Here is a 19,394-nt window from a genome sequence, read left to right as displayed (position 1 = left end):
CCGCGCGGATGCCGATCCGCGCGGGTCGGCCCGGATCCTCGGCAGGAATGGTAAACGGAGCCTTATGGCCGACGCATCCGTGCGCGCCGGCCGCGTCACCGGCAACTGCGGGAATGCTGTATTAGGCCGGCGAGATACTAGTAAAAAGATACTCTATGTTAATCTTCCTGCTGCAACTTCCGGATGTATCCCCCCGGCGGGTCCCGGTGCGCCGCGCCCGATCCGCCCAGCGGAAGCCGATGCGCCATGTTCTCTTCCCTGAACGTCCGTGAAGCGAATGCCAAGCTCGCGGCCCTCGACCGGGTTCAGGGCGTGATCGAGTTCGATCTCGCGGGGCGGATCCTGTCGGCGAACCAGAATTTCCTCGACGCGGTCGGGTACACGCTGCCGGAGATCGTCGGCCAGCACCACAGCATGTTCGTGGAGCCGGCCGAGCGGGACGCCCCGGACTACCGGGCCTTCTGGGAGCGCCTGCGCTCCGGCGCGTTCGAATCGGGCCAGTTCCAGCGGGTCGGCCGGGGTGGCCGGCAGATCTGGATCCAGGCCTCCTACAACCCGATGCTCGACGTCCGCGGGCGGCCCTACAAGGTCGTGAAATTCGCCACCGACATCACGCAGCAGCGCACCGAGGAGGCCGAGCGCGCCGGGCAGATCGCCGCGATCGACAAGGTGCAGGCGGTCATCGCCTTCGACCTCGACGGCACGGTGATCGCGGTGAACGACAATTTCCTCGCCGCGATGGGCTACAGCCGCGCCGAGGTGATCGGGCAGCATCACAGCCTGTTCGTGGAGCCCGCCTACCGCGAGAGCGAGGCCTACCGGGCCTTCTGGGCCGCCCTGCGGAACGGCACCTATCAGGCGGCCCAGTTCCGGCGGATCGGCAAGGACGGGCGCGAGGTCTGGATCCAGGCCTCCTACAACCCGATCCTCGACGCCGCCGGCCGGCCCTACAAGGTCGTGAAATTCGCCACCGACATCAGCGATCAGGTCCGGCTGTTCGCCAACCTGCGGACGCTCATCGACCGGAACTTCGGCGAGATCGAGCAGGCGGTGACGCACTCGACCAAGGCGGCCGCTCTGGCCTCCTCGGCGGCGGACTCGACCTCCGGCAACGTCCAGACCGTGGCGGCGGCGGCCGAGGAGTTGGCGGCCTCGGTGGCCGAGATGTCCCAGAGCATCGTGCGCTCCCAGAGCGCCACCGACACCGCCTATGCCTGCGTCCAGGACGCGGACGGTCACACCAAGCGGCTCGCCGAGACCGCCACCGCCATGACCGGCATCGTCGGCCTGATCCAGGACATCGCCGGCCAGATCAACCTGCTGGCGCTGAACGCCACGATCGAGGCCGCCCGCGCGGGCGCGGCGGGCCGCGGCTTCGCGGTTGTCGCCTCGGAGGTGAAGGCTCTGGCCGACCAGGCGGCGCGCGCCACCGGCCAGATCAACGGCGAGATCGCCAGCGTGCAGCGCGTCTCGCAGGAGGTCGTGCAGGCTCTCAGCTCGATCGGGTCGTCGGTCGCGGTGATGCGCGAGACCGTGGTGGCGACCGCCGCCGCCATCGAGGAGCAGAGCGCCGTGACCCGGGACCTCGCCCAGAGCATGCAGAGCGCCGCGGGCGCCGTCACGGCGATCACCGGGAATATCGGGTCGATCGTCCAGTCGGTGGCCAACGTCTCGCAGGCGGTCGACACCACCCGCGACGCCGCCAAGGTTCTGGCGCGCTGAGGTTCTGGCGCGCTGAGGTGGCGCCGCCTCAGGGCAGCGCCTGCACCAGCTCCCGGAAGCGGTTGCCGCGGATCTCGAAGTTCCGGAACTGATCGTAGGACGCGCAGGCCGGCGACAGCAGCACCACCGGTTCCGGTGCGCCCGAGGCGGCGGCGTTCTCGGCGGCCTTCGGGACGGCGTTCTCGAGGGTCTCGCAGCGCGTGTAGGGCACGGCGCCCTCCAGGGTCGCCGCGAAGGCGTCCGACGCCGCGCCGATCAGGTAGGCGTGCGCGACCCGCTCGAAATACGGCACCAGCGGGAAGATCCCGCCCTCCTTGGCCTTGCCGCCGAGGATCCAGTGGATATCCCGGAAGGCGGTGAGGGCCTTCTCGGTGGAATCCGCGTTCGTCGCCTTCGAATCGTTGACGAACAGCACGTGGCCGCGCCGCCCGACTTCCTCCATCCGGTGCGGCAGGCCTGGGAACGAGGTCAGGCCGGCCTGGATCTGCTCCGGCGACAGGTCGAGGGCCCGCGCCACGGCGACCGCCACCGCGGCGTTCTGCCAGTTGTGCGCCCCCCGGAGCGAGCCGATCCCGTTGACGTCGGCGAGGGCCGTCCCGTCCGGCTCCCGGACGATCCCGTCGCGCACCGTCAGCGCGTCGGTGCACAGAACGTCGCCGTGGGGCACGTGGACGCGCACGAGGTCGGCGCCGCGGCGGTCCGCGATGGCGCGGCTCGGGGCGTCGTCGACGCCGACCACCGCGAGGCCGGCGCCCTGGATCAGGCGCTCCTTGATGGCCGCGTACTGCTCCATCGTGCCGTGCCGGTCGAGATGGTCCGGCGTGATGTTCATCAGCACGCCGACGCTCGGGTCGAGGCTCGGCGTCAGGTCGATCTGGAACGACGACATCTCGATCACGTGGACGCGGTCGGCGGCCGGCGGCTCCAGCGACAGGATTGCCGTGCCGATATTGCCACCCATCTGCACGTCGCGGCCCCCCTGCGCGAGCACGTGGGCGATCAGCGCCGTGGTGGTCGACTTGCCGTTGGTCCCGGTGATCGCCACGAACGGCGCCCCCGGCGCCCGCGCCCGCCGCTCCCGGCAGAACAGCTCGATGTCGCCGATGATCGCGACGCCGGCGTCCCGGGCGAGCCGGACGCTCCAGTGCGGCTCGGGATGGGTCAGCGGCACGCCCGGGCTCAGCACGAAGGCGGCGAAGCCGGACCAGTCGGCCTCCCGGAGGTCCCGCGTCTCGATGCCGGCCTCCCGCGCGCGCGCGAGGCTGTCGGCATTGTCGTCCCAGGCCTGCACGGCCGCGCCACCTGCCTTCAGCGCCAGCGCCGTGGCGAGCCCCGAGCCGCCGAGTCCGAACAGGGCGACGGTCTTGTCCTGGAAGACGGTGACGGGGGTCATGCGGAACTCTGGATGCGGCGGCCGAACCCGGCCGATCCGAACCGGACCGTCATCCCGAGGTGACCGCGTCGGCGGACCCCGAAGGCGGGCTCCAGGGATCGCGCGGCCGGCCCGGAGCCTCCTTCGAGGCCCGCGCTCCGCGGCCGCACCTCAGGGTGAGGGCGAGGGTCGGATCGACCTCTCAGGTCGCCCCTCTAGCACAGATTCTCAGCGCAGCTTCAGCGTCGCCAGACCGGCCATCGCCAGGATCACCGCGATAATCCAGAAGCGGATCACGACCTGCGGCTCCTTCCAGCCCTTCTGCTCGAAATGGTGGTGGATCGGCGCCATGCGGAAGACGCGCTTGCCCGTCAGCTTGAACGACGCGACCTGGATGATCACCGACATCATCTCCAGCACGAACAGGCCGCCGACGATCGCCAGGACGATCTCGTGCTTCGTCGCAACCGCGATGGAGCCCAGCAGGCCGCCCAGCGCCAGCGAGCCGGTGTCGCCCATGAAGATCTGGGCCGGCGGCGCGTTGAACCAGAGGAAGCCGAGCCCGGCGCCGATGACCGCGCCGCAGACCACAGCGAGCTCGCCCGTGTCGCGGACGTAGTTCACCTGCAGATAGCTGGCGGTGAACGAGTTGCCGACGAGGTAGGCGATGAAGCCGAACGTGCCGCAGGCGATCATCACCGGCACGATCGCGAGGCCGTCGAGGCCGTCGGTCATATTCACGGAATTGCCCGCCCCGACGATCACGAAGGCGCCGAACAGCGGGTAGAACCAGCCCAGATTGAGGAGCGCGTCCTTGAACACCGGGAAGGCGAGCTGGTTCTGGAGCGCGGCGGGCGAGTAGACCGCGATGGTCACGCAGGCCGCCATGGCGATCACCGCCTCGAGGGCGAGGCGGAACTTGCCCGAGAAGCCCTTGTGCGACTGCTTCGTGACCTTGAGGTAATCGTCGTAGAAGCCGATCGCGCCGAAGCCGAGGGTGACGGTCAGCGTCACCCAGACATAGTGGTTGCGCGGGTTGGCCCAGAGCAGGATCGCCACCACGGCACCGGCCAGGATCATCAGGCCGCCCATGGTCGGCGTGCCGCGCTTGGTCAGCAGATGGGTCTGCGGCCCGTCCTCGCGGATCGGCTGGCCCTTGCCCTGGCGGATCCGCAGCAGCGAGATGATCCAGGGTCCGAACCAGAACACGAACAGGCCCGCCGTGAACAGCGCGCCGCCGGTGCGGAAGGTGATGTAGCGGAACACGTTGAGCGGCGTGAAGCTGCTGCTCAGGTCCGAGAGAAGGTACAGCATCCGGGCGCTCGGCCCCCTTGTTCAGGCTCAGGTTTCGGGGGACGGCGCCGAACGCGCAGGCGTGCCGGTCACGGGGCGGCCTGGGTCCGCCGGGCCGGATCGACCGCGTAGCGGGCTTTCAGCGCCTCGACAATCCGGCCCATGCGGCTGCCGTTCGATCCCTTCACCATGACGGCGTCGCCGGACCGCAGGGTCCGGGCGAGCGGCTCGAGCAGGTCGGCCGCGGTGTCGGCCACCGCGCCGCGGCGGCTCACCGGAAGGGCCTCGAACAGGTGGCGCATGAGCGGACCGGCCGTGAAGACCAGGTCGACCCGGGCCGCCTCGATCGCCTCCGCCAGGCCGCGATGCAGGTCGGGCGCGGCGGCGCCGAGCTCCAGCATGTCGCCCAGCACCGCGATCCGGCGGCCGCGGGGCCCGGTCTCGATCCCCGCCAGGGTCGCCAGCGCCGCGCGGACCGCGACGGGATTGGCGTTGTAGCTCTCGTCCACGAGGTAGGCGGTGCCGCCGCCGATCTCGAGGGCGGTGCGCTCGCCGCGCCCCGCCGGCGGTGTCAGCCCGCCGAGCGACAGGGCCGCGCGGGCGAGGTCGGCCCCGAGGCTGTGGACCACCGCCATGACGCCCAGCGAGTTCAGCGCCGCGTGCCGGCCGGCCGTGCCGAGCTTGTAGGTGACGGGCTGGCCCATCACCGCCGCGTCGATCACCGACAGGTCGGGCCGGAGCACGATCTTCAGGGCGCGGACATCGGCATCCGGGTGCTCGCCGAAGGTCACCACCCGGCCCGCCCGGGAGGCCTGGGCGTGGGCGGCCAGCCGGTCGAAATGCGGGGCGTCGCGGTTCAGGATCGCCACCCCGCCGGGCCGGAGGCCGGAGAAGATCTCGCCCTTGGCGTCCGCGATCGCGGCGAGCGAGGCGAAGTGCTCGATATGGGCGGGCGCGATCGTGGTGATCAGCGCGATGTCCGGCCGGACCTGGGCGGTCAGCGGCACGATCTCGGCGCCGTGGTTCATGCCGATCTCGAACACGCCGTAGCGCGCGGAGCGCGGCATCCGCGTCAGGGTCAGGGGCACGCCCCAGTGGTTGTTGTAGGAGGCCGCCGAGGCGTGAGTCTCGCCCTGCTCGGACAGGACGTGGCGCAACGCTTCCTTGGTCCCGGTCTTGCCGACCGAGCCGGTGACCGCCACGACCTGCGCGGACGTCCGGGCCCGGGCGGCGGCGCCGAGCCGCACCATGGCGGTCAGGACCGGGTCGGCGCCCCCCTCGGGCACCGCCAGGACGGGGCCGTGGGCGGCGAGCGCCTCGGCGCGCGCGGCGCTCACCACCGCGGCACCGGCCCCGCGCCCCAGGGCGTCGGGGACGAAGTCGTGGCCGTCGCGGGCATCGCCGCGGATCGCGAAGAACAGGTCGCCGGGCTGGAGCGTGCGGGTGTCGATCGAGGCGCCCGAGATGGCGCGCTCGGCGCCGGTCAGGCAGCCGCCCGTCGCGGATTCCAGCTCCTCCCGCGTCCAGAGTGCGGTCATCGTCGCTCCCCCGTCGTCCTCAGGCCGCCGCGGCGATCGCGGCGCGCAGGACCGCGTGGTCCGAGAACGGCAGCGTGCGATCTCCCACGATCTGGCCGGTTTCATGACCCTTGCCGGCCACGACCAGCACGTCGCCCGGTCCGAGCCGGCTGACGGCGCTGTGAATCGCCTCCGACCGGTCGCCGATCTCCTCCGCGCCCGGCGCCGCGTCCAGGATGGCCCGGCGGATGGCGGCCGCGTCCTCTGTGCGCGGGTTGTCGTCCGTGACGATCACGACGTCGGCGAGCCGCTGCGCGATGGCGCCCATCAGGGGCCGCTTGCCCCGGTCGCGGTCGCCGCCGCAGCCGAACACCGCGACCAGCCGGCCGGTCGCGAAGGGCCGCAGGGCGGTCAGGACGCTCTCCAGGGCCTCGGGCTTGTGCGCGTAGTCGACGAGACAGAGTCCGCCCCGCGCCTCGCCGATCCGCTCCATGCGGCCGGGGACGCCCGTGAGGTGGTCGAGGGCCGCGAAGACCCCGTCGGGATCGGCCGCCCCCGCCGGGGTGGCCAGCGCGAGGCCGGCCGCCACCAGGGCGTTCTCGACCTGGAACTCGCCGACGAGCGGCAGGCGCAGGTCCCGAGCCCGGCCCGCGAACAGGACGCGGGCGGCCTGCGCGAACCCCTCCGTGCGGACCGCCTCGACGCGCAGGTCCCGGCCGCCGCGCCCGACCGTGCGGACCGGCCGGCCGGCGGCCTCGGCCGCGGCGATCACCCGCTCGGCATAGCCGCCGTCGGCGTTGACGATGGCGGGGCGTCCCGGCGGCAGCAGGTCGGTGAACAGGCGCAGCTTGGCCGCGAGGTACTCCTCGATGCTCGCGTGATAGTCGAGATGATCGCGGCCGAGATTGGTGAAGCCGGCCGCGTCCAGCCGCACGCCGTCGAGCCGGCGCTGCTCGATCCCGTGGGAGGACGCCTCCATGGCGAGGTCGGTGACGCCCTCCGCGGCGAGCCGCGCCAGCGTCCTGTGCAGCGTCACCGGGTCCGGGGTGGTGAGGGAGCCGTACTGCGCGCCGCGACCGGTGACGATGCCGACGGTGCCGAGGCTCGCGGCGTCGCGGCCGAGGCGCGCCAGGATCTGGCGGACGAAGTCCGCCACCGAGCTCTTCCCGGCGGTGCCGGTCACCGCCACGACGGTCTCGGGCTGCGGACCCGCGAGACGGGCCGCGGCCAGGGCAAGCGCCCGGCGCGCGTCGGCGACGGGGATCCAGGCGACCGCGTCCGGCAGGTCGGCGGGACGGGTCCCCTCACCGGCCACCGCGGCGGCGCCGCGCTGGGCGGCCTGCGCGGCGAAGCGGCGGCCGTCGGCCTTCGTCCCCGGCACGGCGACGAACACCGTGCCGGTCGCGACCTGCCGGCTGTCGGCCGTGAGGTCCGAGACGGTCAGGTCCGCGGCGGGGCCGGCGGCCTCGGGGAAGAGGTCGGCGAGCCGCGCGCTCATCGATCCACCCTCATCGATCCAATCTCACGGGCCGCCGAGCTGGTTGACGTGGTAGGCATTGAGCTTGACCATCTGCGGGAACGGCCTCACCGGCGGCTCGAATTGCGGCGGCAGGCCGAGGATCGGCGCCACGCGCTCGATCACCTTGCCGGTCACCACGCCGGAATTCCAGGCCGCCGTGGCGTAGCCGCCCGATTCCGGCAGGCCCTGCGGCTCGTCCATGATCGTGACGAACAGGTACTTCGGATCGTTCATCGGCGCGGCCGCCATGAAGGTCGTGAACAGGCGGTTGTGGATGTAGCGGCCGCCGATGACCTTCTCGGCGGTGCCGGTCTTGCCGCCGACGAAGTAGTACGGGATCGCCGCCTTCTTGGCCGACCCCTCGGAGGCGTTGAGCCGCATGATGTAGCGCATCGCCTCGGAGGTCTGGCCGGAGAGCACGTGCGCGGCGCGGGCCTTCGCCGCCTCGGGCGTCGTCTTGAGGAAGGTCGGCGTCATCAGGTCGCCGCCGTTGGCGATGGCCGCCACCGCGGCCGCCGCCTGGATCGGCGCCACCGCGATGCCGTGGCCGAACGCGATGGTGATGGTGTTGATCTCGGTCCAGCGCGACGGGACGATCGGCGCCGCGCTCTCGGGCAGCTCGGTGCGCAGCCGGTCGAGCAGACCCATCTTCTTCAGGAAGGCCTTGTGGCCGGGCACGCCCACGCCGAGCGCCATCTTGGCGGAGCCGATGTTGGAGGAGTGCGTGAAGACCTCCGGCATGGTGATGACGCGGTTGGTGCCGTGGTACTCGTGGATCTTCTGCCGGCCCCAGTTCAGCACGCCGCCCCGGGTGTCGAAGGTCGAGTTGACGTTGTACTTGCCGGAATCGAGCGCCATGGCGAGGGTCATCGCCTTGAAGGTCGAGCCCATCTCGTAGACGCCGACATTCATCCGGTTGATCCGGTCGGGCGAGAGCGCGTCCTTCGGATCGTTCGGGTCGAAATCCGGCATGGAGACGAGGGCGATGACTTCGCCGGTCTTCACGTCGAGGATCATCGAGGCGCCGGCCTTGGCCTTGAAGTGGTCGATGCCCCAGGCCAGCTCGTCGCGCACGGCGAACTGCGCCCGCAGGTCGATCGACAGCTGCACCGGCTTCAGGTCGGCCTGCTTGTTGATCAGCCCGAAGCTGTTGAGGGCCTGCAGGCCGGTGGAGTCGATGTATTTCTCCATGCCGGCGATGCCGACGCCGTCGAGGTTCGTCGCGCCCAGGATGTGGGCGGCGGCGACGCCGTTCGGGTAGACCCGCTTGTGGTCGGGCAGGAAGCCGATGCCCGGGATGCCGAGCCGGTGAACCTCGGCCTGCTGCTTCGGCGTGAGCTCGCGCTTCACCCAGACGAAGCCCGCGCCCTTCTTGTCCTTGCGTTGCGTCAGCTTCGCGCGCAGCTCGGACGCGTTGAGTTCCGGCAGGACGGCGGTGAGCAGCTCGACCGCCTCGTCCTTGTCGTAGATGTTGCCCGGCTCGGCGAAGACCGAGACCGTACGGATGTCGGTGGCCAGGATCTCGCCGTTGCGGTCGATGATGTCGGGCCGGAAGGCGGTCGAGGACGCCGCCGCGACCCGGTGCTCCTGGCTGGGCGGCTCCCCGAAGATCGCCATCATCAGGAGTTTGGCCGAGATCGTCCCGAACACGCCGACGAAGACCAACCCGACCATCGCGACGCGCATGTGCGAGCGCTCGATCGCCAGCCGGAACATGCTGCGCAGGAGCGCCTTGGCGCGCTCGGCGCGCGGCTCGGGCACGCGCGCCTCCTCTTCCAGGGGGCGTGGCGCGCCGGCGGCATGCGCCAGCGCGGCGGCTTCGAGCAGCGCCGCCTCGTGGTCCGACACGGCGGGCTCGACCGCCGGGTCTAGGGTCTGGTCGGCGTCATCGGACACGGGGATTTACCTCGAAGCCGTCGTCGGGGTGCGGGTCGTGGTGACGGTGCGGGTGATCGAACCGGTCGTGCGCGGCTCGATCGCACCCTTGTCCTTGGGCGTCGCCGTGGCGGCGAGCAGGCGGCCGATCTCGTCCCCGCGCTCCGGCCGTGCGGGCAGGTCCGAGAGGCGCGCCAAGTGGCTGGTGCCGATCGGCTCCAGGGCGAGATGCTTGTCGACGGCCGCCTGGAGGCGATCCGGCCGCGTCAGGAGCTGCCACTCGGCGCGCAGCACGGCGATCGCCTGCCGCTCCTTGTGCAGGGCCGTCTGCAGCTTCGAGACCTGGCCGCCCTGGTAGAGCGTGTCGTACTTGATCGAGTAGGCGTAGATCGCCGAGGCGACGAGGCCGGCCACCGCCAGCAGGTTCAGGAGGCGGATCATCGGCGATGGCCTCGGGCCGCGTCGGGCAGGCTCGCCAGCGCGGTCAGCGCGGCCAGCGGTTCGGGAACGTCGGATTCGGTGCGCTCCGCGGCCCGGAGCTTGGCCGAGCGGGCGCGCGGGTTCCGGGCAGTCTCGGCCTCGCCCGGCAGGACCGGACCCTTGGTGACGGGGCGGAAGCTGCGGACGGTCTCGACGGGGCCGCCGGGCAGATGGCGCGAGCCCTGCGCTGAGCGGCCGCTGCGCGCCGCGAAGAACTGCTTGACGATCCGATCCTCGAGCGAGTGGAACGTCACGACGGCGAGCCGGCCGCCGGGCCTGAGCACGCGCTCGGCCGCGTGCAGGGCACGGACCAGCTCGCCGAGCTCGTCGTTGACGGCGATCCGCAGGCCCTGGAAGGTCCGCGTCGCCGGGTGGATGTGGCTGCCGGGCTCGGTCCGCACCACGCCGGCGACGAGCTCGGCCAGCTGCGCGGTGGTCTCGATCCGCCCCCGGCGGCGCGCCTCGAGGATCGTCCGCGCGACCGCCCGCGAGCGCCGCTCCTCGCCGAAATGGTAGATGATGTCGGCCAGAACGGTCTCGTCGGCCTCGTTCACGAGGTCGGCGGCGCTCGGCCCGTCGCAGGCCATGCGCATGTCGAGGGGGCCGTCGCTGCGGAACGAGAAGCCCCGCTCCGGCGCGTCGAGCTGCATCGACGAGACACCGATATCGAGGACGACCCGGTCGACCTGCGCGATACCGGCCTCCGCGAGGAGGCCGTCGAGGTCGCCGAAGCGGCCGGGCAGGAGGCGCAGGCGCCCGCCGGACTCGGCGACGAGCGCCTGCCCGCCCGCGATCGCCGTGGGGTCGCGATCGATCGCGACGACCTGCAGGGCCGGATCGGCCGCGAGCAGCGCGCGGGTGTAGCCGCCGGCACCGAACGTGCCGTCGACCGCGGTCCCGCCCTCGGTGCCGAGCGCCTCGACGACCTCCGCGAGGAGGACGGGCACGTGCGGCTCGGGCGGCGCATCGGCGCCGTCGTGACGGGGCGAACTCTCGGGAGCGGGGCGGCGCCGGCTCATGACCGCCTCGGGGGCGCGGCGCGGCGCGGCGCGCGAGGACGGGCGGATTGTCGGCGCGTCCCGGAAATCCGGGCGCGGATGCGGCTCGTGCGTCTCATGGTGCCCTGTGCCGGGCCGCGCGAGCGCGGCGCGCGTGACGGGAACGGCACCGGATGCTGAGCGCGCAACACGCCGCGCACGGACGGGACCTGCGCGATGGCAGGGTGCGCCCGGCGATCCGATACACGCCGTTGACGGGAGGATGCCGGGTATCATGGGCCTCGGAGGATCGTCAACGCACAAGCTTGGCGCTGCCGCGCGGACCGATCTGAACCCGGCAAGGTTAACCGAAGGTTTTTGCCGCACCGGAATTTTCGGCGCGCGCCCGGCGGCCGCGGACGGGCGCCGGATCGATAAGGCGTTGAAGAAGCAGGTCTTATCGGGCGGTGGATCAGCCGGCCTGTAAGCCGGGTTCTGTAGGGCCGGAGCGCTCGCGCGCGCCGACGTGGCAGCCATTCCTCTGGGACGATCGTTGCCGACCGCCTCGAGCAACCAACCCGGGCGACTGGCCTGGAGAGCCGGCCTGCCCTTCTCGCGAAGGGCGCGCCGCCCCTATTCGGTCTTGCTCCCGGTGGGGTTTGCCGTGCCGTCCGCGTTGCCGCGTCCGCGGTGCGCTCTTACCGCACCCTTTCACCCTGACCCCGGACGGATCCGGGGCGGTCTGCTCTCTGTGGCACTGTCCCTGGGGTCGCCCCCGCCGGAGGTTATCCGGCACCGTCTCTCCATGGAGCCCGGACTTTCCTCCCCGAACGCTCGCGCGTCCGGAGCGGCTGCCCGGCCGGCTGATCCGCGGGCAGATGCGCCCGCGGGGCCGTTCGGGTCAAGGGTGCGGGCCCGCTACCAGGTGCCGGTGTTCTCCATCGACTTCCACGGCTCCTGCGGCTCCTTGGCGCCGCCCTTCTGGAGGATCTCGATGGAAATGCCGTCCGGCGACTTCACGAAGGCCATGTAGCCGTCGCGCGGTGGCCGGTTGATGGTGACGCCCTTCTCCTGCAGCCTGGCGCAGAAGCCGTAGATGTCGTCGACCTGATAGGCGAGATGGCCGAAATTGCGCCCGCCCGAGTAGGTCTCCGGATCCCAGTTGTACGTGAGCTCGATCAGCGGCGACTTGGTCGCCGCGGCCCGCTCGACATCACCGGGCGCGGCGAGGAACACGAGGGTGAAGCGGCCCTTCTCGTTCTCGACCCGGCGCACCTCCTTCAGGCCGAACGTGTCGACGTAGAAGGCGAGCGCCCGGTCGAGGTCGGCGACGCGGACCATGGTGTGCAGAAATTCCATCGGGACCTGTCCTGTGATCTTCGAAAACGGACCGCTGGCCCGTCCCCGGCTGACTCGTCCCGCTAGCTAGCGGCCACTCCCGCGGTGAGAAGGCCGCCCGGTGCAGACTCGGGACAAAACGGCCCGGGCGTTCGCGCGGATCGGGATCTGTCGAGCCCACGTTGCCGCTTCGGCGGCAGGCCCCGGAGGCAGCCGCCGGACGGCCGTCTGTTTCTGATCGGCCCGGCCGCACTCTCCGGATCCGTCGGTGGAGAGATCCTTAAGCCGAACGATGGTGCGCGTCTTACTCAGCAAGATGTAGCCCCGCCGCGACGGGTTCGATCTATTCGGTGGGATGATGAGAGCGGTTTCGAACGTCGGAGCCCGCGATGATAACCCAGAATTCTCGGCGCGGCAGGCATGATGCACAGATGATCGGTCTCGATGCGGCGCGATTTATCGCCGCAATGCTGGTCATGACGTTTCATCTTGGCGCCTACGCTTGGCAGGCGCCGCTCTCGACGGCCGGGCGCGCCTTCGACTCCGCCGCGGCCTACCCCGGCCTGTTCGCCTGGACGTGGTTCGGATGGATCGGGGTCGAGCTGTTCTTCGTCATCTCGGGCTTCGTGATCGCCTACTCGGCCGAGCATGCGACCGCGCGCGCCTTCCTGCGCAGCCGCCTCCTGCGCCTCGTGCCCGCGGTCTGGATCTGCGCCACGCTCACCGCCCTCGTCTCGCTCGCCATCGGCCGCATGGGATCCGTCCCGCACGTGCTGCGGGCCTATCTCGACTGCGTGCTGTTCGTTCCGGTCGAGCCGTGGCTGGACGGGGTCTACTGGACCCTCGGCGTGGAGATCGCGTTCTACGCGCTCGTCTTCGCGCTGCTGCGGCTCGGGCGATTCCGGAGCGTCGGCCCGGTCTGCGCGGCGGTCGGCGGAGCCAGCACTCTCTTCTGGGTCGCGACCCTGGCCGTGCCGAGTCTCGGCACCGTCGCGGCGAGCCGCGTGGCCGAGCTGACGCTCCTGCGCCACGGCTGCTTCTTCGCGCTCGGCGTCTTCCTGTGGCTGTCGCTGGTCAAGGGCCCGACGGCTGGACGCCTCTGCGTGATCGCCGCCTGCGCGGTCGGGACACTCATCGAGATCGGCGACGCGGCCGAGTCGTTCCTGTTCCAGATGAGCCGGAGCGAGTCTCCGCTCCTCCCGCGCCTCGTCTTCGCGGCCTGCGTCCTGATGATCGTCGCCAGCGTGCGCGGCAACGCGTGGCTCCGCGCGCGGCTCGGCGAGCGGGGCTGCGCGCTGGCCCGGCGGCTCGGGCTGATGACCTACCCGCTCTACCTCCTGCACAACGTCGACGGTGCCGCCCTGATCCATCGCCTCGTCGGCGCCGGGGTTCCGCCCCACGCGGCGCTCGTGGTCGCCTGCTGCGCCATGCTTCTCACGAGCTTCGCCGTCATGCGCTGGGCCGAGCCGTTCGTCCGGGGCTGCCTGTCCGCCGCGCTCGACAGGATCGGCCTCGATCGCCCTCTCCTCGCGGAGGGCCGCCACGCCCCAGGGCTCTGAGCCGACCGAAGACCGCCCCACCCGCGCCGCTTCGACGGCTCCGATCGTTGCGCCGCGCGCTCCGAGGGACCAGAACGGGCTCGTCCCGCACCCGGAGTGAGCCGAATGCGCACCGAGACGCCGCCGCTGATCCGCCTCGAGGAATACCGGCCCAGCGACTACCTGATCGATCGCGTCGACCTCGACATCCGTCTCGATCCGCACGCGACCCGCATCGACGCGACGCTGACGCTGCGGCCGAACCCGGCCGGTGTGCCAGCGGCGCCGCTCACTCTCGACGGCGACGATCTCCGCCTGGTCTCGGCCGAACTCGACGGCGCGCCGCTGCCGCCCGACGCCTACGCGGCGACGCCGTCCGGCCTCATCCTCCGCGATCCGCCGCGGCGGCCCTTCGCGCTGCGTCTCGTCACGGAGGTGGACCCGACCGCCAACACGAAGCTGATGGGCCTCTACCGGTCGAACGGCGTCTACTGCACCCAGTGCGAGGCCGACGGTTTCCGGCGGATCACATACTTCCTCGATCGGCCGGACGTGTTGTCGGTCTACACCACGCGCATCGAGGCCGACCGGGCCGACGCGCCGGTCCTGCTCGGCAACGGCAATCCCGTCGAGACCGGCGAGGCCGGGCCGGACCGCCACTTCGCGATCTGGCACGATCCCCACCCGAAGCCCGCCTACCTGTTCGCCCTCGTGGGCGGCCGGCTCGGGAAGGTCGAGACGCGCTTCACCACGATGGAGGGCCGCCCCGTCACCTGCGCGGTCTACGTCGAGCCCGGCAAGGAAGATCGGGCGGGCTACGCCCTCGACGCCGTCATCCGCTCCATGGCCTGGGACGAGACCGCCTTCGGCCGCGCCTACGACCTCGACGTGTTCAACGTCGTCGCGGTGTCCGACTTCAACATGGGCGCCATGGAGAACAAGGGTCTCAACATCTTCAACGACAAATACGTCCTGGCGAGTCCCGAAACCGCGACAGACGGCGACTACGCCGCCATCGAGGCGATCATCGCCCACGAGTACTTCCACAACTGGTCCGGCAACCGCGTCACGTGCCGGGACTGGTTCCAGCTCTGCCTGAAGGAAGGGCTCACGGTCTTCCGCGACCAGGAATTCTCCTCCGACATGCGCTCCCGGCCGGTGCACCGCATCGCCGAGGTGCGCTCCCTGCGGGCGCGCCAGTTCCCCGAGGATGCCGGGCCGCTGCGGCACCCGGTGCGGCCGCGGGCCTATGCCGAGATCAACAACTTCTACACGGCGACCGTCTACGACAAGGGTGCCGAGATCGTCCGGATGCTGCGGACGCTGATCGGTCCCGAGGCCTTCCGGGCCGGCATGGACCGGTACTACGCCGACAATGACGGGCGCGCCGCCACCGTGGAGGACTTCCTCGCCGCCTTCGCGGCGGTGACCGGGCGCGGTCTCGACGCCTTCGCCCGCTGGTACGAGCGTCCCGGCACGCCCCGCCTCGCCGTCACGACCGCGTACGATCCGGCCGCCGCGCGCTACACGCTCCGGTTCGCCCAGAGCCTGCCCGGCGGGAGCGCGGAGCCCGACGGGCCGCCCCTGGTGATCCCCGTGGCCCTCGGTCTCGTCGGGGCGTCCGGGCCGCTGGACGGCGCGACCTGCCCGGACGTCCGGGACGGCGTCTACGTTCTCGACCGCCCGGAGGCCGAGATCGTGTTCGACGCGGTCGCCGAGGAGCCGGTCCCCTCGCTCCTGCGCGACTTCTCGGCGCCGGTGCGGCTCGACCTCGCCCTGACCGACGCGGAGCGGATGCGGCTCCTCGCGCAGGACAGCGACCCGTTCAACCGCTGGCAGGCCGCGCAGGACGTGGCATTGCGGCTGATCCTCGAGCCAGACGCCGACCGGACGGAGGCGTTCGCCGCGGCACTCGGCCAATTCCTCGAAGACGAAGCCCTGGCCGACCCGGCCTTCGCGGCCCTGGTCCTGGCGCTGCCGAGCGAGGGCGAGGCCGCCGACGCGGTGCCGGCCGACGTGGATCCCGACGCGATCCACCGGGCGCGATTCAACCTGCGGGCGCGTCTGGGCCAGGCCCTGCGGCCGCGGCTCGAATCGATCGACGCGGCGCTCGCGCCGGAGGCCGGCGCGCCCTACAGCCCCGACGCCGCCTCGGCGGGACGCCGGTCGCTCCGCAACGCGGCCCTCGACCTGATCGCCGCCGGCGATCCCCGGGCGGGCGCCGCCCGCGCCGCCGAGCGCCTGACCGAGGCCACCAACATGACCGACCGGCTCGCCGCCCTCGGCACGCTGGCGCTGATCCCGGGGGAGACCCGCGAGGCCGCCTTCGCGGCGTTCGCGGCCCGCTACGCCGACGAGCCCCTCGTCCTCGACAAGTGGTTCGCCATCCAGGCCCAGATCCCGGAGCCCGGCACCCTCGACCGGATCGCGCGGCTGCAGGAACACCCGGCCTTCACCCTGACCAACCCGAACCGCGTGCGGGCGCTGATCGGGAGCTTCGCGTTCGGCAATCCGACCCAGTTCGCCCGGCGCGACGGGGCGGGGTTCGCCCGCGTGACCGACACGGTCGCGGCGCTCGATTCGACCAACCCACAGGTTGCCGCGAGGCTCCTCACGGCCTTCGGATCCTGGCGCCGGCTGGAAAAATCACGCGGCGCCAGAGCGGTCGAAATGCTGAATGGGATCAAGGCGATCCCGGGGCTTTCCCGGGACACGGCCGACATCCTCGCGCGCACCCTCGGAGACGGCTAAGCGTCTGAACCTGCGGTAGAAATCGATTCTCGGGCGGCCGGGCAACACCCGGCTTTCGTCAAGCCCTTATGGTAAAAAATCCGTGGACAAACTGCCCCCCGAAGTGATTGTATTCAGTCAGATTCGGGGGGCCTTCGGGGGCCGGGTGCCCGCACCGGATCACAGTTCCCACGGGCGAGGTTCGGCCATGCCGGAGGCGGCTTCCGCTTCCTTCTCCGCGCGTGCGGATTCGAGTCTCACGATCTCCTGGCCCATGCGGAGCCCGGACCCGCGTCTCGGCCAAGCCGAGCGCTGGCTGCGCTACGCCGTGCCGGGAACGCTCGCGGTGTTCCTGGCCTGTCTCGTCGGGCTGGCCGCGCTCCACATCCAGGGCCAGCGGGCCGAGATCCTGGCGGGCGCGAAGGCCGAGGTCGAGGGCTTCGCCCGGCTGGCCGCCCGGGCGGTGGGTCCGGCCGGCACCGTGGCCGAGGACCTGCGCGCCCTGATGCCCGAGAGCGAGCGGCATCCCGGCCGCCGCCTGCTGGTGGTCCGCCCCGATACCCGGATCGTCGCCGCCCATCCGCCGCTGCCCGCCGACCGGACGACCCTCGCGGCGGTGCTCGGCGACAGCGAGCCGCTCTCCGGCCTCGGCGAGCGCGCCGGCGCCATGGCCCTCGAACTTCCCGGCGGCGAGAGCGTGCTCGCCGCCATGCACAGCCTGCCCGGCGGCGCGGGACAGGTGGCGGTGCTCCAGCCCGTCGAGCCGCTGCTGCGCGGCTGGAGCGCGCGCACCCGCGACCAGATCGTCCTGATCGCCGCCGCCGCGATCGTCATCGTCGGCGTCGGGCTCGCCTACGGCCTCCAGACCCGCCAAGCCGCCCGCGCCGACCGCGCCCGCGAGCAGATCCGCGGTCGCCTGGAGACCGCCCTGCGCCGGGGCGCCTGCGGACTGTGGGACTGGGACATCGCGCGCGGCCGGATCTACTGGTCGGATTCGATGTACACCCTTCTCGGCTACAGGCGGCAGCACGAGTACCTCTCGTTCGGGGACGTCAACGGCCTCGTCCATCCCGACGACGGCGACCTGTACAGCCTCGCCCGGGGGCTCGCGGCCAACCAGACGCATGTCGACCACGCCTTCCGCATGCGCGGCGCCGACGGGGCCTATGTCTGGTTGCGCGCCCGCGCCGAGGTCGTGGCCGACGCCGCCGACGGCGGCCGCCACCTCGTCGGCATCGCCAACGACATCAGCGAGCAGCGGGCCCTGGAGGAGACCAACGCCGCGGCCGACATGCGTCTGCGCGACGCCGTCGAGGCGATCTCGGAGGCCTTCGTGCTCTGGGATACCGGCAACCGCCTGGTCCTGTGCAATTCGAAGTTCCGCCACCTCCACGCGCTGAGCCCCGAGGATGCGCAGGCCGGCCGGAGCTACACCGACGTCATGGGCCGCGGCGTGCTGCCCCAGGTCCGGCGGGAATCGCCCGAGGCCGGGATGGCGCTGACCGGCATGGCGGCCCGCACCTTCGAGGCCGAGCTCAGCGACGGCCGCTGGCTGCAGATCAGCGAGCGGCGCACCAAGGACGGGGGTTACGTCTCGGTCGGGACCGACATCACCAGCCTGAAGCGGAATCAGGAACAGCTCCTCGCCTCCGAGCGCGAGCTCATCGAGACCGTGAAGGACCTCAAACGGTCCCGCCGCACCCTCGAGCTCCAGACCCAGCAGCTCGCGGACCTCGCCGAGCGCTACCTCGACCAGAAGGCGGCCGCCGAGGCGGCCAACCAGGCCAAGGCCGAGTTCCTGGCCAATATGAGCCACGAGCTGCGCACGCCGCTCAACGCCATCATCGGCTTCGCCGACGTGATGGAGAACGCCGTGCTCGGCCCGCTCGGCACCCCGCGCTACACCGAGTACTGCCGCGACATCCGCGAGAGCGGTTCGCACCTGCTGTCCATGATCGACGACATCCTCGACATGGCCCGGCTCGAGGCCCGGCGCGTGCGCCTGAGCCCGCGGGCGATCTCCGCCGAGACCGCCGTCAGCGCGGCCCTCGCGCCCGTCGAGGCGGCCGCCCGCGAGAAGGCGATCACCGTCAGCGTCGACGTCGTGCCGGGGCTCGAGCTGCTGGCCGACCCGCAGGCGATCGGGCAGATCCTCGCCAATCTCGTGCAGAACGCCGTGAAGTTCACGCCGGCCGGCGGCCGCGTCGCGGTCCGCGGCCGCCGCGCCGGCGCCTGCACACACCTCTACATCGAGGACAACGGCATCGGCATCCCGCGCACCGACCTCGCCCGCCTCGGCCGGCCCTTCACGCAGGTCGAGCGACAGATGACCCGCTGCCACAAGGGTTCGGGCCTGGGCCTCGCCATCACCCGCTCGATGGTCGAGCTGCACGGCGGCTCGCTCCGGATCCGCTCCGAGGAGACGGTGGGCACCATCGTGCTCGTGCGGCTGCCGGCCACGCCGGCCGAGCGTCCGGACGCCCTCGTTCCGGCCGCGTCAGCCAATCCTGCGACGGCCGGTTCCGCGTCGCCGACGCGCGAGGCGCCGCGGGCGGGCCGGACCGCGGCGGGCCGCACCGCCGTCGCCTGAGCGGGGAACCCTGAGCAGAGCCGCTCAGGGTCGCGGATCGAGCCCGCCGCGGCGTGCGAGACGCCCCTGTTCCGCGTGCCAGCGCGCATCGGCGACAGCGCGCGCGAGGCGCCGGATGCGCCAGCGCCGGTAGAGCGACAGGATCGGGTTGCCGCCGAGACCGGCCTGATGGCGGCTGAGGCGTCGCAGCAGGTCCGGCAGCTGCGCCGAGGCCGCGTCGCCCGTGGCGATGTCGATGGCCCGCATCTCCGCCCGGAGCCCCGCCTTCCAATCGTCCATGATGCCCGCCTCCGCGATCATCGCGCGCCCCGCGCCGGCTGCCGGTATCCCGAGCAGCCCCCTCACCGTCTCTCCCGCGGCATGAGTACACGCCGGAAAACCCTCCGGTCCGGACCCGGGTTTGCTCCGCAGGTGGTCCGCTCGGCGGACCGGAGGTGGAGAAT

13 protein-coding genes and 1 other RNA gene are annotated in these 19,394 nt (G+C 71.8%); 4 read left to right on the top strand and 10 right to left on the bottom strand.

From position 1 onward, the window contains the following. The first annotated feature begins 246 nt into the window (after positions 1–246). Positions 247–1,722, top strand: coding sequence for a methyl-accepting chemotaxis protein (locus ME121_RS16450; protein ID WP_059409209.1), 1,476 nt, complete (start codon positions 247–249; stop codon positions 1,720–1,722). Positions 1,723–1,750: 28 nt separating this feature from the next. On the opposite strand, the gene murD is transcribed toward ME121_RS16450, so the two are convergent. The 9 genes from murD to ME121_RS16405 form a co-directional block, all read right to left on the bottom strand. Then, complete coding sequence (murD, locus tag ME121_RS16445; RefSeq protein WP_012319327.1) at positions 1,751–3,115, bottom strand: UDP-N-acetylmuramoyl-L-alanine--D-glutamate ligase; 1,365 nt, start codon at positions 3,113–3,115, stop codon at positions 1,751–1,753. Between the two features lie 207 nt (positions 3,116–3,322). Then, positions 3,323–4,408, bottom strand: coding sequence for a phospho-N-acetylmuramoyl-pentapeptide-transferase (gene mraY, locus ME121_RS16440; RefSeq protein ID WP_012319328.1), 1,086 nt, complete (start codon positions 4,406–4,408; stop codon positions 3,323–3,325). Between the two features lie 68 nt (positions 4,409–4,476). Further along, the gene (locus ME121_RS16435; RefSeq protein WP_024830015.1) at positions 4,477–5,925 is read right to left on the bottom strand and encodes a UDP-N-acetylmuramoylalanyl-D-glutamyl-2,6-diaminopimelate--D-alanyl-D-alanine ligase; all 1,449 of its coding nucleotides are present in this window, start codon (positions 5,923–5,925) and stop codon (positions 4,477–4,479) included. Between the two features lie 19 nt (positions 5,926–5,944). Beyond that, positions 5,945–7,402, bottom strand: coding sequence for a UDP-N-acetylmuramoyl-L-alanyl-D-glutamate--2,6-diaminopimelate ligase (locus tag ME121_RS16430; RefSeq protein ID WP_029360265.1), 1,458 nt, complete (start codon positions 7,400–7,402; stop codon positions 5,945–5,947). 24 nt (positions 7,403–7,426) lie between these two features. After that, positions 7,427–9,319 (bottom strand): peptidoglycan D,D-transpeptidase FtsI family protein, encoded by a 1,893-nt coding sequence (locus tag ME121_RS16425; RefSeq protein WP_024830013.1) that lies wholly within the window; start codon positions 9,317–9,319, stop codon positions 7,427–7,429. A gap of 6 nt (positions 9,320–9,325) precedes the next feature. Next, positions 9,326–9,739, bottom strand: coding sequence for a cell division protein FtsL (ftsL, locus tag ME121_RS16420; protein ID WP_012319332.1), 414 nt, complete (start codon positions 9,737–9,739; stop codon positions 9,326–9,328). Beyond that, positions 9,736–10,797: a 16S rRNA (cytosine(1402)-N(4))-methyltransferase RsmH gene (rsmH, locus tag ME121_RS16415; protein WP_012319333.1), complete on the bottom strand. Its 1,062-nt coding sequence runs from the start codon at positions 10,795–10,797 to the stop codon at positions 9,736–9,738. Before rsmH ends, ftsL begins: the two co-directional genes overlap by 4 nt. A 426-nt stretch (positions 10,798–11,223) precedes the next feature. Further along, positions 11,224–11,622: RNase P RNA component class A (gene rnpB / locus ME121_RS16410), an RNA gene on the bottom strand. Between the two features lie 51 nt (positions 11,623–11,673). Beyond that, entirely contained in the window at positions 11,674–12,114 is a 441-nt protein-coding gene (locus ME121_RS16405; protein WP_012319334.1) for a VOC family protein, read from the bottom strand. A 368-nt stretch (positions 12,115–12,482) separates the two neighbouring features. On the opposite strand from ME121_RS16405, the gene ME121_RS16400 reads away from it, so the two are divergent. The 3 genes from ME121_RS16400 (at position 12,483) to ME121_RS16390 (ending at position 18,951) form a co-directional block, all read left to right on the top strand. Beyond that, entirely contained in the window at positions 12,483–13,652 is a 1,170-nt protein-coding gene (locus tag ME121_RS16400; protein ID WP_043073736.1) for an acyltransferase family protein, read from the top strand. Positions 13,653–13,757: 105 nt separating this feature from the next. Beyond that, a complete protein-coding gene (gene pepN, locus ME121_RS16395; RefSeq protein WP_059409208.1) occupies positions 13,758–16,382 on the top strand; it encodes an aminopeptidase N in 2,625 nt (874 codons plus the stop codon). Between the two features lie 187 nt (positions 16,383–16,569). Beyond that, positions 16,570–18,951: a sensor histidine kinase gene (locus tag ME121_RS16390; protein WP_024830011.1), complete on the top strand. Its 2,382-nt coding sequence runs from the start codon at positions 16,570–16,572 to the stop codon at positions 18,949–18,951. Positions 18,952–18,975: 24 nt separating this feature from the next. Here the strand turns inward: ME121_RS16390 and ME121_RS16385 are convergent, their stop codons facing one another. Next, a complete protein-coding gene (locus tag ME121_RS16385; RefSeq protein WP_012319338.1) occupies positions 18,976–19,230 on the bottom strand; it encodes a hypothetical protein in 255 nt (84 codons plus the stop codon). Between the last annotated feature and the right edge of the window lie 164 nt (positions 19,231–19,394).

It is taken from the genome of Methylobacterium sp. ME121, assembly GCF_000974725.1.
Lineage (GTDB): Bacteria > Pseudomonadota > Alphaproteobacteria > Rhizobiales > Beijerinckiaceae > Methylobacterium > Methylobacterium radiotolerans.
The sequence above is the reverse complement of the archived record's forward strand: the minus strand, read 5'-3'. Positions and strand labels throughout refer to the sequence as shown.